Source organism: Cupriavidus sp. 01T418, assembly GCF_056398885.1.
Window position 1 is genome coordinate 1 of record NZ_JBFTQG010000016.1, and the last position, 14,769, is coordinate 14,769.

General features: G+C 62.9%; 15 protein-coding genes and 1 pseudogene. 9 read left to right on the forward strand and 7 right to left on the reverse strand.

All coding sequences use genetic code 11. The features are described from left to right. Positions 1-173: 173 nt before the first annotated feature. The 3 genes from AC1DQ3_RS17280 to AC1DQ3_RS17290 all read right to left on the reverse strand — a co-directional run bounded on the left by AC1DQ3_RS17280 (position 174) and on the right by AC1DQ3_RS17290 (position 2,917). Positions 174-722 (reverse strand): hypothetical protein, encoded by a 549-nt coding sequence (locus AC1DQ3_RS17280; RefSeq protein WP_477121389.1) that lies wholly within the window; start codon positions 720-722, stop codon positions 174-176. A 359-nt stretch (positions 723-1,081) separates the two neighbouring features. Further along, on the reverse strand, positions 1,082-1,480 hold the full coding sequence (locus AC1DQ3_RS17285) for a DUF1801 domain-containing protein (protein ID WP_477121390.1): 399 nt from the start codon (positions 1,478-1,480) through the stop codon (positions 1,082-1,084). A 138-nt stretch (positions 1,481-1,618) separates the two neighbouring features. After that, positions 1,619-2,917: a TAXI family TRAP transporter solute-binding subunit gene (locus AC1DQ3_RS17290; RefSeq protein ID WP_477121391.1), complete on the reverse strand. Its 1,299-nt coding sequence runs from the start codon at positions 2,915-2,917 to the stop codon at positions 1,619-1,621. Between the two features lie 390 nt (positions 2,918-3,307). Here AC1DQ3_RS17290 and AC1DQ3_RS17295 point away from each other — a divergent pair, with 390 nt between their 5' ends. The 3 genes from AC1DQ3_RS17295 (at position 3,308) to AC1DQ3_RS17305 (ending at position 5,675) form a co-directional block, all read left to right on the forward strand. After that, positions 3,308-3,766 carry a MarR family winged helix-turn-helix transcriptional regulator gene (locus tag AC1DQ3_RS17295; protein WP_477121489.1) on the forward strand — a complete coding sequence of 153 codons (459 nt, stop codon included), beginning with the start codon at positions 3,308-3,310 and terminating at the stop codon, positions 3,764-3,766. Between the two features lie 74 nt (positions 3,767-3,840). Beyond that, positions 3,841-4,407 (forward strand): isochorismatase family protein, encoded by a 567-nt coding sequence (locus tag AC1DQ3_RS17300; protein ID WP_477121392.1) that lies wholly within the window; start codon positions 3,841-3,843, stop codon positions 4,405-4,407. Then, positions 4,404-5,675, forward strand: a complete 1,272-nt coding sequence (locus tag AC1DQ3_RS17305; RefSeq protein WP_477121490.1) for an MFS transporter — start codon at positions 4,404-4,406, stop codon at positions 5,673-5,675. Before AC1DQ3_RS17300 ends, AC1DQ3_RS17305 begins: the two co-directional genes overlap by 4 nt. Positions 5,676-5,799: 124 nt before the next feature. On the opposite strand, the gene AC1DQ3_RS17310 is transcribed toward AC1DQ3_RS17305, so the two are convergent. The 3 genes from AC1DQ3_RS17310 to AC1DQ3_RS17320 all read right to left on the reverse strand — a co-directional run bounded on the left by AC1DQ3_RS17310 (position 5,800) and on the right by AC1DQ3_RS17320 (position 10,127). Further along, positions 5,800-7,425: a histidine kinase N-terminal 7TM domain-containing protein gene (locus tag AC1DQ3_RS17310; protein WP_477121393.1), complete on the reverse strand. Its 1,626-nt coding sequence runs from the start codon at positions 7,423-7,425 to the stop codon at positions 5,800-5,802. A gap of 120 nt (positions 7,426-7,545) precedes the next feature. Continuing rightward, complete coding sequence (locus AC1DQ3_RS17315) at positions 7,546-9,015, reverse strand: M20 family metallopeptidase (protein ID WP_477121394.1); 1,470 nt, start codon at positions 9,013-9,015, stop codon at positions 7,546-7,548. Between the two features lie 140 nt (positions 9,016-9,155). Then, positions 9,156-10,127: a DNA-binding protein gene (locus AC1DQ3_RS17320; RefSeq protein ID WP_477121395.1), complete on the reverse strand. Its 972-nt coding sequence runs from the start codon at positions 10,125-10,127 to the stop codon at positions 9,156-9,158. A gap of 122 nt (positions 10,128-10,249) precedes the next feature. Between AC1DQ3_RS17320 and AC1DQ3_RS17325 the strand changes: the two genes are divergently transcribed. From AC1DQ3_RS17325 to AC1DQ3_RS17350, 6 genes and pseudogenes are all read left to right on the forward strand, one after another. Beyond that, a complete protein-coding gene (locus AC1DQ3_RS17325; protein ID WP_477121396.1) occupies positions 10,250-11,449 on the forward strand; it encodes a site-specific integrase in 1,200 nt (399 codons plus the stop codon). 166 nt (positions 11,450-11,615) lie between these two features. Continuing rightward, positions 11,616-11,902, forward strand: a pseudogene (locus AC1DQ3_RS17330) (catalase); the annotation flags it as partial. Positions 11,903-11,952: 50 nt separating this feature from the next. Continuing rightward, positions 11,953-12,408 carry a DUF417 family protein gene (locus tag AC1DQ3_RS17335; protein WP_477121397.1) on the forward strand — a complete coding sequence of 152 codons (456 nt, stop codon included), beginning with the start codon at positions 11,953-11,955 and terminating at the stop codon, positions 12,406-12,408. Continuing rightward, positions 12,377-13,075: a hypothetical protein gene (locus AC1DQ3_RS17340; protein ID WP_477121398.1), complete on the forward strand. Its 699-nt coding sequence runs from the start codon at positions 12,377-12,379 to the stop codon at positions 13,073-13,075. Before AC1DQ3_RS17335 ends, AC1DQ3_RS17340 begins: the two co-directional genes overlap by 32 nt. Positions 13,076-13,155: 80 nt before the next feature. After that, the gene (locus AC1DQ3_RS17345) at positions 13,156-13,320 is read left to right on the forward strand and encodes a hypothetical protein (protein ID WP_477121399.1); all 165 of its coding nucleotides are present in this window, start codon (positions 13,156-13,158) and stop codon (positions 13,318-13,320) included. Between the two features lie 148 nt (positions 13,321-13,468). Next, positions 13,469-13,888, forward strand: a complete 420-nt coding sequence (locus tag AC1DQ3_RS17350; protein WP_477121400.1) for a hypothetical protein — start codon at positions 13,469-13,471, stop codon at positions 13,886-13,888. Between the two features lie 31 nt (positions 13,889-13,919). On the opposite strand, the gene AC1DQ3_RS17355 is transcribed toward AC1DQ3_RS17350, so the two are convergent. Beyond that, positions 13,920-14,096, reverse strand: coding sequence for a hypothetical protein (locus AC1DQ3_RS17355; RefSeq protein WP_477121401.1), 177 nt, complete (start codon positions 14,094-14,096; stop codon positions 13,920-13,922). Between the last annotated feature and the right edge of the window lie 673 nt (positions 14,097-14,769).

Below are 14,769 nucleotides of genomic sequence, written 5' to 3' on the forward strand. Positions count from 1 at the left end.
GCCCCGGGGCACCCCTGCGTAAGCAGCGGCCCCGGGGCACCCCTGCGTAAGCAGCGTCATGTGGCAGATTCTATCGCCACGCTGCGATTGGAGCTCGCTGCCGCACTGCTTGCCCGCCTTGAACGGTGCCCGTGCTGCGGTCGGAAAACCGAGTAGTTGTTAACACAGTAGTACTAGCTGACTCGCAGTTCACCACTGGCATAGTCAAACAGGTACACGGAGCGGTTGAAGTCAATGACTTCAATGGCCTCAGGTAGGCATCGAAAACCTTCTGAGAAAATATCAGCCCCGGATGAGCTCCAAATCTCGTCGCCGGTTAAGGAGAGGCGACTAATTTGCAGCTCACCGTGAGATATGAGCGCTTCGTGCGCGGAATCCCAATAGACGCCGAAGCACGTGGCGGAATCAACGCGCCGGGACCAGTCCATCGAGCACGTCACAAGATTCAAACAGACGATTTGATCGCCCACTGCCACATACAGTCGACCGTTTAGCTCGATGGCTGTGTGCTGATGGACGGTGGAACACCCACCTCCCGCACCGAATACTGAGGTCCACCTCCCTTCGATTCTCACCCCGTGAATTGAAGTTTGATTCTCTCGATCGAGTCGGATCTCCACATTGTATGTTCGTGCGTTGTCCGCAGATCCAAACGCATACGTCGGTTCATCGAGAATTGTTACTTGTCCCCAACGGGTATTCAAAACGAAGCTGCGCTCCATACATTCCTCATCGCGGCGGGCAACCTGAAAATGTTTGCCCTGGACATTTTAACTTTGCCCGCGACCGGACATCTGAACTTCGCCTTGACATTGATTTGTAGAGGCCAAATCAGAATGTCCGCTTCGGGGGTGCAGACGAAAACTTGGACTACTTGGGGGTAGTTCATGTATTCGTCCGCACCCCCTTTTGGCTAAGCTCAAATTTCCGAGTTTGGCGAGCGTAAGCTTGACGGCTTCCAGCGCCACGGAGCCCCGTCGTGCCAGCAGGAGCCATCACCTTGACCATACGGCAAAATCGATCGATTGAAATCACAATGGCGCGCCGTCATAGAGGACAGTCTGACGGTTGATTCCATGAATCAGCCTTGGGCTTTGGACCTGTTCAGGGTCACGGCGGCGCGAACGAGAGTCTTCAACGCCTCCTCATCTATCTTCTCGTCCTCGTGGAAGTCGATGGCACGCCTCGTGTTCCCGTCAAGACTGGAGTTGAAGAGGCCCGAAGGATCCTGCAGAGCCGCCCCTTTGGCGAAGGTCATCTTCACGACGTTTTTGTAAGTCTCGCCTGTGCAGATCAATCCGTCGTGCGACCACACCGGAACTCCTCTCCACTTCCACTCTTCGACGACTTCAGGATCGGCTTCCTTGACCAAGGCACGGAGCCGGCTGAGCATCTTGCCCCGCCAGTCGCCCAGCTCCCTGATTCTCGCGTCTATCAGTTGAGAGGGAGACTCGCTTTCCTGCAACCCGATCTTCTTCATGCCAGTTTCTCCTAAAGCGCGAACGCTGAACCTGCGACGCAGGGCCAGCCTGGATTTGTGCAGAACCCTTCGAACAGCAGCCAGTTTTCAGCAGCAGGGTGAACGCGCGCCATTCGCATTCCATGTGTCGCCGCCCAACTATGCCTTCACCTTTCCGGCCGCCTTGGCAATCCGGTCCCGTACGACGCCGATCGCCTGCTTGAGGGTGTATACATCTTGAAAATAGCGCTGCGGCAGCCGTATCTGGCTGGCGTGCGCATCGATGTTCTCGATTTCATCACGCCACTTCGCAATCTGGTCCGGGGTCGGATGCCTGTTCTTCCATATTTCGTCTTCCAGTTCCTTGATTTCGCGATACCAAACCACGAGCCGGTTCTTGAATCGCGCCTCCGTCATGCGCGGCAATGCCTGCAGCAAGCCTAGCAGCAAGGCCATGAAGGGAAGCAGGATCAGCAGGCGCCTTTCGATAAAGCTCGCCAGCCAGAATGGAAGGTAGCGCTGCAGGAACGGACGTCCCGATTTGAAGTAGCGTGTGCTTTCGTCGGAAACGGGAAATTCCGCGGTGCTCAGGTTGGGAAACGTGCCGAGCGGCGTGAAGTAATCTTCGCCGCCGTGGACGGTTTTGGCTGCCTCCAGCAGCAGGTAGACCAGGGCTGGATGCAGGGAGTCCTTGGATACGAGCAGGGCCGTGGCGGCAAGCAGCGTGATGTCAGCCTGCGGAAGATCGTTGACGATGCTGGTCGAGGCGCGCGGGAAGATAATCTTGGAGAGAGACGGGAATTTTTGCACCAGCGCATCGGCCTGGGCAAAACTCATCAGCTTCAGATCGCTGTTCAGCAGCGTTTGCTGCATCTCGGCATCTGGCCTGCCGATAAAGAAGGCAGCATCCAGCCTGCCCTCCTCCAGGCCCGCATATGCCTGGGCCGCGTCCATTTCCAGCAGCGTGGTATTGCCGGCGGTGATGCCGCTATAACCGAGCAATACCCGGGAGACGTTGAGCAGGCCGCTGCCGGGAACGCCTATGGCGACCCTTTTGCCGCGCAACTGTGCCAGTTGGTCGACGGTGGTCGCGCCACGATAAAACACCCAGATCGGTTCATATGAGACGGCCACGATCGTCTGCAGGCGGTCTGTGTCTTTCGGATTGGTGGTGCCTGATTGGATAAAGCCGACTTCGTATTCGCTGCCTGGATTTTTCAGGCGCTCGTAATTTTCGATCGAACCCGAAGAGCTGCGGATATCAAGCGTGATGCCGTCACGCCTCAGGATAGGCGCATAGCGATCCGCAAAGCCGCGATAGATACCTTTGTCGGCCCCGGTTGTAATGACGATCGTGCGCTGGATGGCGGGCTCGAGTACTGCCGCCAGCCCCCAGGCTAGCGCGGCCAGCAGCAGTGTCGCGCCGAAGATGAGAAGCCGCCGGCGTCCCGGTGTCATGGGGGCCTTCTGGCTGCGAGGAAGCACTGGGTTGTGCCTGGGCATTGTTTTGCGTCTCTTGTCAGCCCGCGCTGGTGGTGGCCAAAGAGGACGGCACAGGATAGTTCAGACGCTTGAGCATGCTGTCCACACTCGCGTTGGCGCTTTCCATCGTCGATCGGTCATTTGGTTTTCCCGACCCTACGATACCAGATTGTCTTGTTGAAACACCCCTAAGCCCAATGCCGATTTAACCCGATCACACTGCTTCATCGCTCAACGCGCTTCGTATTTGCGCTGTGCCCGAAGAAAGCCTGGCACATCCTGCGATTCGTGGCTGGCCAGCCTGGGTGTCGAGAAACTATGAAGGTAACCTTTGTAGTTTTCCTTCGTATCGACTACATTGATGAGATGAACACCACCGAGAAACATAGTGATACGGATACCGCACGCGCCTCGGCGCTTGCTGCGGACCTTCGTATCCTGATCGGCCAGCTGAAGCGGCGCCTGCGCGAAGAAGTGCATCCGGGAGCGCTCACCTGGTCACAGATGGCGGTACTTGGCCGTCTGGAGCGAGATGGCCCTGCCACGGTGACAACCCTTGCGCGGGCCGATGGTGTGCGGCCGCAGTCGATGGGCGCCACGGTCGCCGTGCTGGAGGCCACGGGGCTGGTGACCGGCACGCCGGATCCGTCCGACGGACGGCAGAACATTTTGTCGATCACGCCTGCCTGCCGGGAAATGATCCGGGCCACGCGTGCGGCCCGGGAAGACTGGCTCTACCGTGCCATTCGAACGAAACTCGCGCCAGCCGAGCAAGATGAACTTGCGGCCGGCATCGCGTTGCTCAAACGGCTGGTCGATGCGTAACCGGCCCCTCCCGGCGCCCCACTCCGGGCTCCCCACAGTCCCTATCCACCAAGTATCCACCCAGCGAAAACGCCATGGCCGCCACCACCCTCGATCGAAAGACCGCTCTCGTCGTCATCGATCTGCAAGAGGGAATCGTCTCCCTGCCTGTCGCGCACCCGGTCGACGTAGTCGTGAGGCATGCCGCGGCGCTGGCTGCTGCATTCCGCAGCCATGGCTTGCCGGTAGTGCTGGTCAACGTTGCCGGGGGTGCGCCGGGCCGGGCGGAACAGGGGCGCAGACTTGGCGATCTTCCTGCAGGATGGACCGATCTGGTGCCCGAGCTGAACCGGCAGCCAGATGACCACACGGTCACCAAGCGGACCTGGGGGGCGTTCACGAATACGGACCTCGAGGCGTATCTCAGGAAGCAGGCCGTCACGCAGGTTGTGATTGCCGGTATAGCGACCAGCATCGGGGTCGAATCGACCGCGCGCCAGGCGCACGAGCACGGATTCAACATTACCCTCGCCGTCGATGCCATGACCGACATGAGCCTGGATGCGCACGCCAATAGCGTCACGCGCATATTTCCAAGGCTGGGCGAGACCGGCACGTGCCGGGAGATCATCGATCTGCTGGAAGCGGGCAGAATCCGGTGAGAGGCACCTTCCGTTCGCTAAACAGCTTCAACTACCGGCTCTGGGCCGGCGGGGCCATCGTCTCCAATGTGGGCACCTGGATGCAGCGCACCGCGCAGGACTGGCTCGTGCTCACGCATCTGACACACAATAACGCGACGGCCGTGGGCGTGGTCATGGCGCTGCAGTTCGGACCCCAGATGCTCTTGTTGCCCTTGACCGGCTTTGCCGCAGATCATTGCGACCGGCGCAAATTACTGCTTGCCACGCAGGCGGCCATGGGCGCGCTGGCGCTCGGGTTGGGGCTCCTCACCCTCACCGGGCACATTCAGTTATGGCACGTGTACGTGTTTGCGTTCCTGCTTGGCTGTGTCACGGCTTTCGATGCCCCGGCGCGCCAGACTTTTGTCTCGGAGCTGGTCGGGGAGGTCGATCTGTCGAACGCTGTGGCGCTGAATTCCACCTCGTTCAATGCGGCGCGGATGATCGGCCCCGCCGTTGCCGGTGTGCTCATCAGCGCCGTGGGCACGGGGTGGGTGTTCCTGATCAATGCGGCTTCCTTTGTCGCCGTGCTTGGCGCGCTGAGCCGCCTGCGTCGCGGCGAACTTCATCTGAAGACGCGGGCGGTCCGAACCCGAGGCAGCTTTGCCGAAGGCTTTCGCTATGTCTGGCGGCGCCCCGACCTGAAAGCCGCCCTGCTCATGCTGTTCCTGATCGGCACGTTTGGGCTCAACTTCCCGATCTTCATCTCGACGATGTCCGTTACCGTCTTCCATGCCGGCGCGGATCAGTTTGGATTCCTGACGTCGATCATGGCGATCGGGTCCGTCACCGGCGCCCTGCTGGCGGCGAGGCGGGCGAAACCGCGCTTTGCGCTGCTGCTGGCTGGTACATCCGTCTTCGGGCTGGGCTGCGCGCTGGCCGCGATCATGCCCGGCTACGGGCTGTTTGGTATCACACTGATCATGGTCGGCGTGGCGGCCCAGACCATCACCACCTCGACGAACAGCCTGGTGCAGCTTTCCACCGAACCCGCCATGCGCGGCCGGGTAGTGGCCATCCTGCTCGCCCTGGCCTTGGGCGGCACGCCCCTTGGCGCGCCAATCGTCGGCTGGGTTGCCGATACGTTCGGACCGCGCTGGGCACTTGGCATCGGCGCCGCCGCGGGTTTTGCGGCTGCGCTCGTCGGGATCCATTACCTCGCGAAGTACCATCGCCTGCGCTTGCGTATCGACGCGGGACGCCTGCGCCTGAGCTTCGACGAACAAATGCTGACGTCGAAGGCGTGAGACGGCACGCGTGTTTGCGTGCCCTCCTCCGCCCTGCTCATCCGCAATCCGCCCGCCAGCACGGCAACGCCATCCGCCGCCCGCAAACCTTGGGATGCCGGCAGCACGAAAACCGGGTTGACGGCTACGCCGGATACGCCGGCAATGCCGTCGCCTCACCCATGACAAAGCGGTCGCGGCCATTGCGCTTGGCTTCGTACATGGCGGCATCGGCTTTTTCAAGCAAGGGCTCCAGCAGCGGCGAGGCCGGGATTTCACATACCGCGCCGACGCTGATGGTGACGCACGGGTGCCCGGGCCAGCCGCCGTGGGGCAGCGCCAGCGAGCGCACTGCCTGGAGCAGCCGCAGGCCGACTTCCCGGGTTTCGAGCGACGTGATCTCCGGAAGCACGATGGCGAACTCCTCGCCGCCGACGCGGGCGCAGAAGTCGCCGGGGCAGCTGCGCATGGTTTCGCCGAGAGCGCTGGCGATCCGGCGCAGGCATTCATCGCCATGCACGTGCCCATGCAGATCGTTGTACTGCTTGAAGTAGTCGACATCGATGATCAGCAGGCCGACGGAAATGCCGCGCTCGAACGCATTGGCCAGCGCGGCGGCAGCTTCGCGCTGGAAGAATCGCCGGTTGAACACCCCGGTCAGCGCGTCGCGGTAAAGGTCGGCCTCGATGCGCGAGAGCTTTTCCTCGGTTTCGCCCAGCCGCACCGCCAGCGTGGAGTTCTCCGACGTCAACGCCTGTTCGCGCGAGCGGAACCGGGTGACGTCGCGGAGAAACACAATGCGACCGACCGGCTGCCGGTTCAGGTTGCGAACCGAATCCACGGTGAGTTCGTAGTCGACCCGCTGCTCCGAGATCAGGTGTGACGCGCCGCTGCCGGGCATGCCCGAGCGGCTGGCGGCGATCGCCTCTTTCCAGGCCGCCGGGAACGGGCTGCCGCGCTCCACGGTTTCCAGCAGCCGCCGGGCGGCGCGATTGAAATCGACGATGATGTCGTCGGCATTGACGATCACGCAGCCCTCCTGCAGGGCATCGAATACGCGTAGCCTGGCGTAGTGGCCAACGTCATCCAGGTGCCTGCGCAGTGCGCAAACCCACACCAGCACCGTTGTCACGGACAGGGTGGCCGGGGTCAGGTCGCCGCCGAGCGGCCCCGTCCATCCACGCAGATAGGCAATATTGGCCACCAGCGGCAACGCCAGCCCGCTTGCCAGCACGGCCCGACCGCCCCGGGTCAGGCTGCTGTTGGGCAAGCGCGCCGTCAGCAGGAAGTAGAGGCTGAGCAGTAGCAGCAGGTAGGAATAGACAGCCGCCACGGCATAGCCCGGGCCGTGGGTGAAGACCGCGCCGGGGGGCGCGCCGCCGGGTACCAGCCTGATCGAATCCCAGATCAGATGGTGCCGTTCGTTGGTGAAGACGAGGCCCAGCGTGACGATGTTGATCACGATGGGCACCGATAGCAGTGACCAGGGAATGACGAACCTGGGCCGGCTGAGCTGGACCATGGCGCAGAGCCAGCCGATCGGTACCGCGACGATGCCGAAATATTGCAGCTTGGCCCACAGGATGCGGGTTTCCAGGTCGAAGGAACTCAGCTCCAGCAGGCGGCCGCCGCTCCATATGACGCAGCCGAAGGCCAGCACCAGGAAGGCCTTGACGATCGGGTCGTCCCGCCTGCTCCAGGCGGCCACGGCAACCGTAAGGCTGCCTACGACCGCAAAGGTGAGACAGAGGATGAGGGAATACGAAGGCATTCGGCCGGTTCCAGGTCGCGCCCGCCCGCCGGCAGCGTCCGGCGGCGGATATTCTGGCCGGATTATAAGGCGACGGGACTGGAACGTTCTCCAAGGCAGATCCCGGGCGCGAAGATGCGCTCAGGGCGCGGCGGCAATCACTTGTGCCACGGCCGCGGTGAGCTTCCTGGCATAAGGGACATGCAGGAACTCGTTGGGGCCGTGGGCATTCGACTTCGGGCCCAGCACGCCGCAGACCATGAACTGGGCGAGGGGAAAGCCGGCCTTCAAGGTGTTCATGAGGGGGATGGTGCCGCCCTGGCCGATATAGCCACAATCCGCGCCATAGTGCTCGCGCGAGGCATCGTTCAAGGCCGAAGTCAGCCACGGCGCCAGGTCCGGCGCGCTCCAGCCGCTGGCGGCCCCGGCATCGGGGCGGAAGGTCACGCGGGCGTTGTACGGCGGGTCGAATTCGAGCAGGGCCTTGAGGTCAGCCACGGCCCGGGTGGCTTCCACCAGCGGCGGCAGCCGCAGCGACAGCTTGAATGCCGTGCGCGGGCGCAGCACATTGCCGGCGTCGGCCAGCGCCGGCAGGCCGGCCGCGCCTGTCACCGACAGCGAAGGCCGCCAGGTGGCGTTCAGCAGCGCCTCGCGCGGATCGCCGGTAACAGGCAGCACCGGCCTGCCGTTCTGGCCGCAAGCCCACGGCAGGCTCTTCCAGACCTCGTCGCCAAGGACGCGCGCGGTGGCATCGGCCTCGCGCAGGCGCCCCGGCGGGATCTGGCAATGAAAGGCGGCGGGCAGCAGGTTGCCGGTGGCTGCGTCCTCCAGTCGGTCGAACAACTGCCGCATGATGCGGAAACTCGACGGCGCGATGCCGCCGTTGGACCCCGAATGGATGCCTTCGTCCAGCACTTCCACCTCCAGGTCGCCCGCCACCAGGCCGCGCAGGGAGGTAGTCAGCCAGAGCTGGTCGTAGTTGCCCGCGCCGGAGTCCAGGCAGACCACCAGCGACACCTTGCCCAACCGCTCGCGCAGCGCATCGACATAGGGCAGCAGGTCGTAGCTGCCGGATTCCTCGCAGGTTTCGATCAGGCCCACGCAGCGCGGGCGCTCGATGCCCTGCGCGTCCAGCGCCGCCAGCGCCGTCAGGCTGGCGTAGATGGCGTAGCCGTCGTCGGCGCCGCCGCGGCCGTACAGCTTGCCGTCTTCGAGCTTCGGGGTCCAGGGGCCCAGGTCGTTGCGCCAGCCCGAGAATTCCGGCTGCTTGTCCAGGTGGCCGTACAGCACGATGGTTTCCGTGCTGCCGGAACGCGTGGCGGGCGATTCGAAGAAGATCACCGGCGTGCGGCCGGGCAGGCGGACGATTTCCAGCTTGAGGCCGCGCACGGGCTGCCGCTGCGCCCATGTCGCCGCTTCGGTCACCACGCGCTCGATAAAGCCGTGGCGCTCCCAGTCGGGATCGAAGGCGGGGCTCTTGGCGGGCACCGCGATGTAGTCGGTCAGCGCCGGCACGATCTCGTCGTTCCACTTGCGCTCGACGAAATCGCGTAGTCGCGCCGCATCGAGGGCGGGACTTTGCTGGTTGGCGGGCTCGGTAGCCGGAGTCATCTGGGCATCCTTTCGTTCAGCGGTTGCCGACGCCGGATAGGCCGGCGCCGCTGACCAAAACTGTATCGCGTTCCGGGCTGGAGGACGAGCCTTCGGGCGCACCGGTGCATTTCCCTATCCGGATTCAAGAGTAAGCCGTCCTAGGCCTTGAAGCGCGGAGGCCGTGCCGGCCGGATCGGTCGGGCCTTGCGCCAGGGTGAGCGGACTGTCCGTACGATCTCCGGATCCGGTTCGCCCCGGTTTTCCAGAAGCTGCCGATATTCGGCCAGCAAGCCTTCCTGCTGCCGGACCCGCTCATCCAGCACGGCCACGGCATTCCCCGCCTTCGCCAGCGCCTGCGCCTGCCACCCCGCCGCTTCAGCAGCATCCGCCAGTTTTTGCTGGGCAGACTTGCGCTCGTTGTCGATCTGACGCTGCCCTTCCCGCAGGGCCACCCGCGCACCGTCCAGTTCCAGCGCCATGCGCCGCTCGCTGGCGCCAAAACGATCCGTCATGGTTTCGCGCTCCTTGTCCCATGCGGCGCGCTGGCTGGCGGTATCGCGCAGCAGCGCGTCTTTCTCTTGCTGCGCGCGCACAAGCGCGGCGCGTGCCGCTTCGTTTTCCGCCTGCTGCGCCCGCCATTGCGCCTCGGCGCGGTCGGCGCGTTCGCCGGCTTCATCGCGGGCGCGTGCCAGCTCGGCCAGCGCGCTGTCGGCGGCTTCGAGCTTCGCCATCAGGATGGCGCGCTCCTGAGCCAGCGCGGCCTGGTCTGCCGCCAGCGCTTCCCTGCCCTGCTCCAGTTCGGCTTCCCGCGCGGCATAGCTCGCGGAGACGGTGGCCCGGGCCTCCGCTTGCGCCGCGTCCCACAAATACCGTGCTGCCTGGTTTACCGGCTCGGGCAGGTTTGCCGGCGCCGCAAAGGCCTGTGGATCCTGCAGGCGCGCGCCCAACCCGGCAAACCACGCATCCAGGTGGGGGCTGACGGTATTCGGCGAGCCCCGCCCCAGATGCAGCCGGATGCGCTCGATGGTCGGCCGCTGACCGGCCAGTAGCAAGGCATCGGCGGCCTGCCAGACGTCCTGCTGGGTGATGGAACGGGAGCGCGTTGCTGCGGGAAGCGTGACGTTTTGCATGATCCAGGCATGTTTTCTGGCGGCTTTCGGTTCAGCCACCCAGATAAGGCACGATAAGAGATAGTTATCGTGCCTTATTGTCTGTTGGTGTATAATTTAATACAGCATACATCATATTTATTATGCTTGCTCGCAAAACACACAGGCTTCCCGGCACTTCCGCCGAAAGCTCGCCCAATTCCCCCGATCTATCCAGCCTGACGTCTGCTCATGCCGATTTCCCCGCGCCGCTTCATCCGTCCGAACTCGATCCGCTTGGCCGCCAGGCCGCAGAGGCGCTGTACCGGGAGGGAGAATCCGTCAACACGGTTGCCAGTTATCGTTCCGCCTTACGGTATTGGGCGGGCTGGTTCGCTCTGCGCTACGGCCAGCCGATCGCCCTTCCCTTGCTGCCGGCGGTCGTTATCCAGTTCGTGGTAGACCACGCTACCCGCTCCACGCCGCAAGGACCGGTGAGCGAATTGCCACCGGCAATCGATGCTGCGTTGCTGGCGCGTGGCCTCAAGGCGCGCACCGGCCCACCCGCGCTGGCCACGCTGATGCATCGCCTGGCGGTCATTGCCAAGGCACACCGGCTGGAGAATGCGAACAACCCGTGCGCGGACCCGGCGGTGCGTGAACTGGTGGCACGCACGCGCCGCGCCTATGCCAAGCGTGGCGAGCGCCCGGCGCGCAAGGCTGCGCTGACGCGCGAGCCCCTGTCCCGCTTGCTGGAAACCTGCGACGACTCGTTGATCGGCCTGCGCGACCGTGCCCTGCTGCTGTTTGCCTGGTCCAGCGGCGGCCGGCGGCGTTCGGAGGTGGCGGCAGCCACCTTGGCCAATCTCACGCGCATTGGGCCGGGAGAGTTCGTCTATCAACTGGGCTGGTCAAAGACCAATCAGGCCGGCGCGGATTTGCCGGACAACGCCAAGCCAGTCATTGGCGCCGCGGGCGCGGCGCTGGAGGCGTGGCTGCAGGCAGCCGCGCTTGACGAAGGCGCCATCTTCCGCCGCATCCGGCGCGGGGGCCATGTGGGCGAGGGATTGTCGGACGGGGCCGTACGCAAGATCGTCAAGCAACGTTGCGAGGAGGCGGGCCTGGAGGGAGATTTCTCGGCGCATTCGCTACGCTCCGGCTTCGTCACCGAGGCGGCATCGCGCCAGGTGCCGCTGGCCGAAACCATGGCCATGACCGGCCACACCAGCGTGGCAACGCTGGTGCGGTATTTCCGGGCGGCGGACGCGCGGCGCTCCACGGCGGCGGACCTGATCGGCGTGCCGGAGCCAGGCGACAAACCGGATAAAAGCCAGGACGAACGCGGCGACGAATCGCCGCGCTGAATTGCCGCCGGCTCTCGAACGCCCTCACCGAACAGGTCGGAATCGCGACGGAAATCCTCGACCGGCGCCAATGCGATAGCCTTGACGCCGGTAGTGTCCTTGTTTTAATTCGCCGCATAGGATCGAAGTATTTCCATTTCACAGGTTTAGGCTGCTTGTTATAGTGCCGGACCGGATATTGCAGGCGCGGCTGCTTTCGTTTGGCTACATGCAGCGCTATCGCCTCCGCACGGTGGGCAGCTTTGGCGGCAACGCGAACTACGAGCCGAACCGTTTCGGCGACTTTGCGCAGGACCGTAATGCGTTCGAGCCGCGGATCGCCGCGGGCGCGATTGACCGTTACGACCATCGCCAGGACGACGACTACTACAGCCAGCCGGGCGCCCTGTTGTTCGATGCGGGGGGCAACACGAGCGTCTCTTTGCGAACATCGCGCGGCATACAGGTGTGCCGGGATGACATGGCGTAGCGGCGTCAAACCCTTCACTTCGAGGAGTCATTCGATGAAATTCTTCGCATCGCGCGCCACTTGTCCGCTGACGCTGCAGCGCCTCGGCCAGGCCATCGTGTTTTATTCTGTCGTCGGCATTTTCGTCGGTTACGGCCTCTACAAGTTCACCGCAGTGGAGGCGGCCGCCATTTATCCGCTGACGAGCAACAGCCCGTTGTTCGCCTGGCTCTATCCGTGGCTCGGCAAGCAGGGCGTCTCGAACCTTATCGGCGTCGTGGAAATCGCGCTTGCACTGCTGATGGCGTGGCGCGGCAACTGGCGCGCTAGTTTAGCCGGCAGCCTCGGCATCGCGTTCGCTCTTGCAACGACATTGTCATTTCTGGCGACGACGCCCGGCATCGGTGCCGATGGCTTCATCATCAAGGACGTCGTGCTGCTGGGCGGCGCCCTGTGGTCGGCCGGACTTGCCTGGCAGAATGGACTCGCGGTCCGGCAAGCGGGAGCCTGAAACGGCAGGGCTTCTGCATGAAGAGCGTTGTGTCGAAACGCGAAACGGCGAACAGTCGATTGGCCGCTGCCATCCTGAAAATCATGAAGCCAGGGAATTCACACGCACGCAATCCGCGCTGCGAGTGTCCACTATTGACGACCGACTTCACTACGGTGCCCACTCGAATTTCAAAGGAGGCCTGGATATGATGGATGGTGTTTGGAATAGCAATCATAATTGCTACGCTTATGCGATGAAATGTCAACATCCGCGCGGTTTGGGCTGCAACGCTCGACCGGGGAAATTTGCTGGACAAGCTGTTTGGACGGGGGATTTTTCGGCAGGCGTCGTGAATGACGGTTTAGCCCAGAATGTACGCATCGAGATAGTCCGTTTTGGGGGAGTGCCGAGACCGGTGCCACCACGATTCACTGATGATACATACCTTGTCGCGCTGCTGGCTAATCACGTCGGTTACCATTTTCTGCGTCGCAACGAGGCAAGCGGCGTGTGGTTTCAAAAGAGGGGCGCATCGAACCCTGCCCAATCCTGGTTCGTCGATTTCAGTACCTTGCTGACACATACATTGACTGATCATGTAGTTGGAAACATGTTGGAGCAGCATGCAATGCGCTTTCAGGCGTACCTGAAGGTTCCCAATCAGGGGATACAGGTCGAAGGGTAGTGCGAACAGGCGCATGCAGTTGCGCAAGATCGTCAGGAGCCGCAGCCACTTCCGCAGCAATGAGGCCGCCAGCAAACTGCTTGCTGTATCCGGGCGTCGGGGCCGCACGGCTCGATCCGGCAAGCCACGATGGCATCGCCGCATTGCCGGCCGAGGCCAATGCCGCCTCCATGTATGACATCAAGGCGTTCCGGAAGGCTGGGCAGTGCCCGCAGCCCATGGCAGGCACGGATCCCCTGCACTGATTCCGCGGACTATCCATCAGGGATGCCCCCAAGTGCGAGACCTGCCGCCAGGCGTGCGCGCCTACCTATACTGACAAGCGGCTGACAAGCGGGCCGCAGACCGGGCTGTGCGCTCCAGGCCGTCAAAAAAAGGAATAGGAGAAGGGATATGCCACACGAACAGTTCCTCGCCAAGCAGGAAGATCGCCGCAGCGGGCTGCGGGCATTGCGTGCTGCGCTGCTGAAGGTGCACAAGGAAGTGATCGCATTGAACCGCACGGAGTACGAGCGGCTGCATGGCCCGATCCCGGCGGGCTTGTTTGTGCAGATTGTGACCGAAGAGACCTATTTTCGCTGGCTCGATCCGCTTTCGCGGTTGATTATCGAGATCGATGAGGAACTGGAGGCACCAGAACACCACGATGAAACCTGCCGCGCGGTGGCTGCGGCCACCGAGAAGCTGTTCGGTCCGAAGAGTGAACCGGCCTTTCGCGACCGCTACCAGCAAGCCCTGCAGGACGAATCCGGCGTGATCGTTGCGCACGGGCAACTGATGAAGGTTGTCGCGCAGTTGCGGCAACTGGTCTAGGGCCCTGGCGCAGGGCGCTGCGGACTTGCGGCTACTTGCCCGGCCGGGCTGGTTGCCCGTGGTCCACCGAGATCGGATCGCTCGCGGGAAAGGTTTCCTGGAGCGCTTCGTCCAGTTCTTCTTCCAGATGGTCGTTCTTGCTGCCTGGCTTCGGCGCAACTTTGGGCGGCGGTGAAGCGGGGTGAGCCGGCGTGGCGGGCTTGCTCATAGTCTGATCCTGTACAGGGGTTGGACTTTGATCTTAGAAGGCTTTCCAGCGGGATGCCAATCCTGCGCCATCGCATGCGTCCAGCGGCTGCCAGGTATATGCCAAAGCGCCGCTGGGGCCACCCGGCGGGCCGTATGCCTGCGTTACGCGAGACTTCGATCAGGTGTATCTCGATGAAAATGATGCGCGTGTCGTCTCATGCGGCAATCGATTACCTGCTGTCGCCGGGCAACTGCGTTTATCTTGAAACGGATGTGCCTGGAATATCGGAGTAGCCAGACTGTTTCCCCAATCCTTCTTCGGTGCGATTGGCAGGCAACCGCAGGTTCCGCAAGCCGAGGCAATGGGAATTTATTAAATTCAACTCTGAATTAAATAAATTTAATATCACTATCCGGATTTGGCTCAGCATGCCCCGCCGGACAGCGCCGCCGCCTTCGTGCAACCCGAAGCGTGGTTTTGCCGCGCCAATCGTATGCGACTGAACGGGGCGAACTCCCCGACACACGGCAGAATAGCTTGTCGGCGCAACATCAATTCGAAACACGAACACGCTACAGGCTTTCGCCCGCCCCGGACCATACATTGAACCAAAGGGCGCGGGCCGCGCCTGCGTTGCCTCGACCATCATCGGCCGTCTCGGCCGGCTTTTCTGTCGGAGTACCTTCTAGGG

Coding starts and splice junctions, on each gene's coding strand:
- AC1DQ3_RS17280 (WP_477121389.1), bottom strand. CDS start 722: ATGGAGCGCAGCTTCGTTTTGAATACCCGTTGGGGACAAGTAACAATT.
- AC1DQ3_RS17285 (WP_477121390.1), bottom strand. CDS start 1,480: ATGAAGAAGATCGGGTTGCAGGAAAGCGAGTCTCCCTCTCAACTGATA.
- AC1DQ3_RS17290 (WP_477121391.1), bottom strand. CDS start 2,917: ATGACACCGGGACGCCGGCGGCTTCTCATCTTCGGCGCGACACTGCTG.
- AC1DQ3_RS17295 (WP_477121489.1), top strand. CDS start 3,308: ATGAACACCACCGAGAAACATAGTGATACGGATACCGCACGCGCCTCG.
- AC1DQ3_RS17300 (WP_477121392.1), top strand. CDS start 3,841: ATGGCCGCCACCACCCTCGATCGAAAGACCGCTCTCGTCGTCATCGAT.
- AC1DQ3_RS17310 (WP_477121393.1), bottom strand. CDS start 7,425: ATGCCTTCGTATTCCCTCATCCTCTGTCTCACCTTTGCGGTCGTAGGC.
- AC1DQ3_RS17315 (WP_477121394.1), bottom strand. CDS start 9,015: ATGACTCCGGCTACCGAGCCCGCCAACCAGCAAAGTCCCGCCCTCGAT.
- AC1DQ3_RS17320 (WP_477121395.1), bottom strand. CDS start 10,127: ATGCAAAACGTCACGCTTCCCGCAGCAACGCGCTCCCGTTCCATCACC.
- AC1DQ3_RS17325 (WP_477121396.1), top strand. CDS start 10,250: ATGCTTGCTCGCAAAACACACAGGCTTCCCGGCACTTCCGCCGAAAGC.
- AC1DQ3_RS17335 (WP_477121397.1), top strand. CDS start 11,953: ATGAAATTCTTCGCATCGCGCGCCACTTGTCCGCTGACGCTGCAGCGC.
- AC1DQ3_RS17340 (WP_477121398.1), top strand. CDS start 12,377: ATGGACTCGCGGTCCGGCAAGCGGGAGCCTGAAACGGCAGGGCTTCTG.
- AC1DQ3_RS17350 (WP_477121400.1), top strand. CDS start 13,469: ATGCCACACGAACAGTTCCTCGCCAAGCAGGAAGATCGCCGCAGCGGG.
- AC1DQ3_RS17355 (WP_477121401.1), bottom strand. CDS start 14,096: ATGAGCAAGCCCGCCACGCCGGCTCACCCCGCTTCACCGCCGCCCAAA.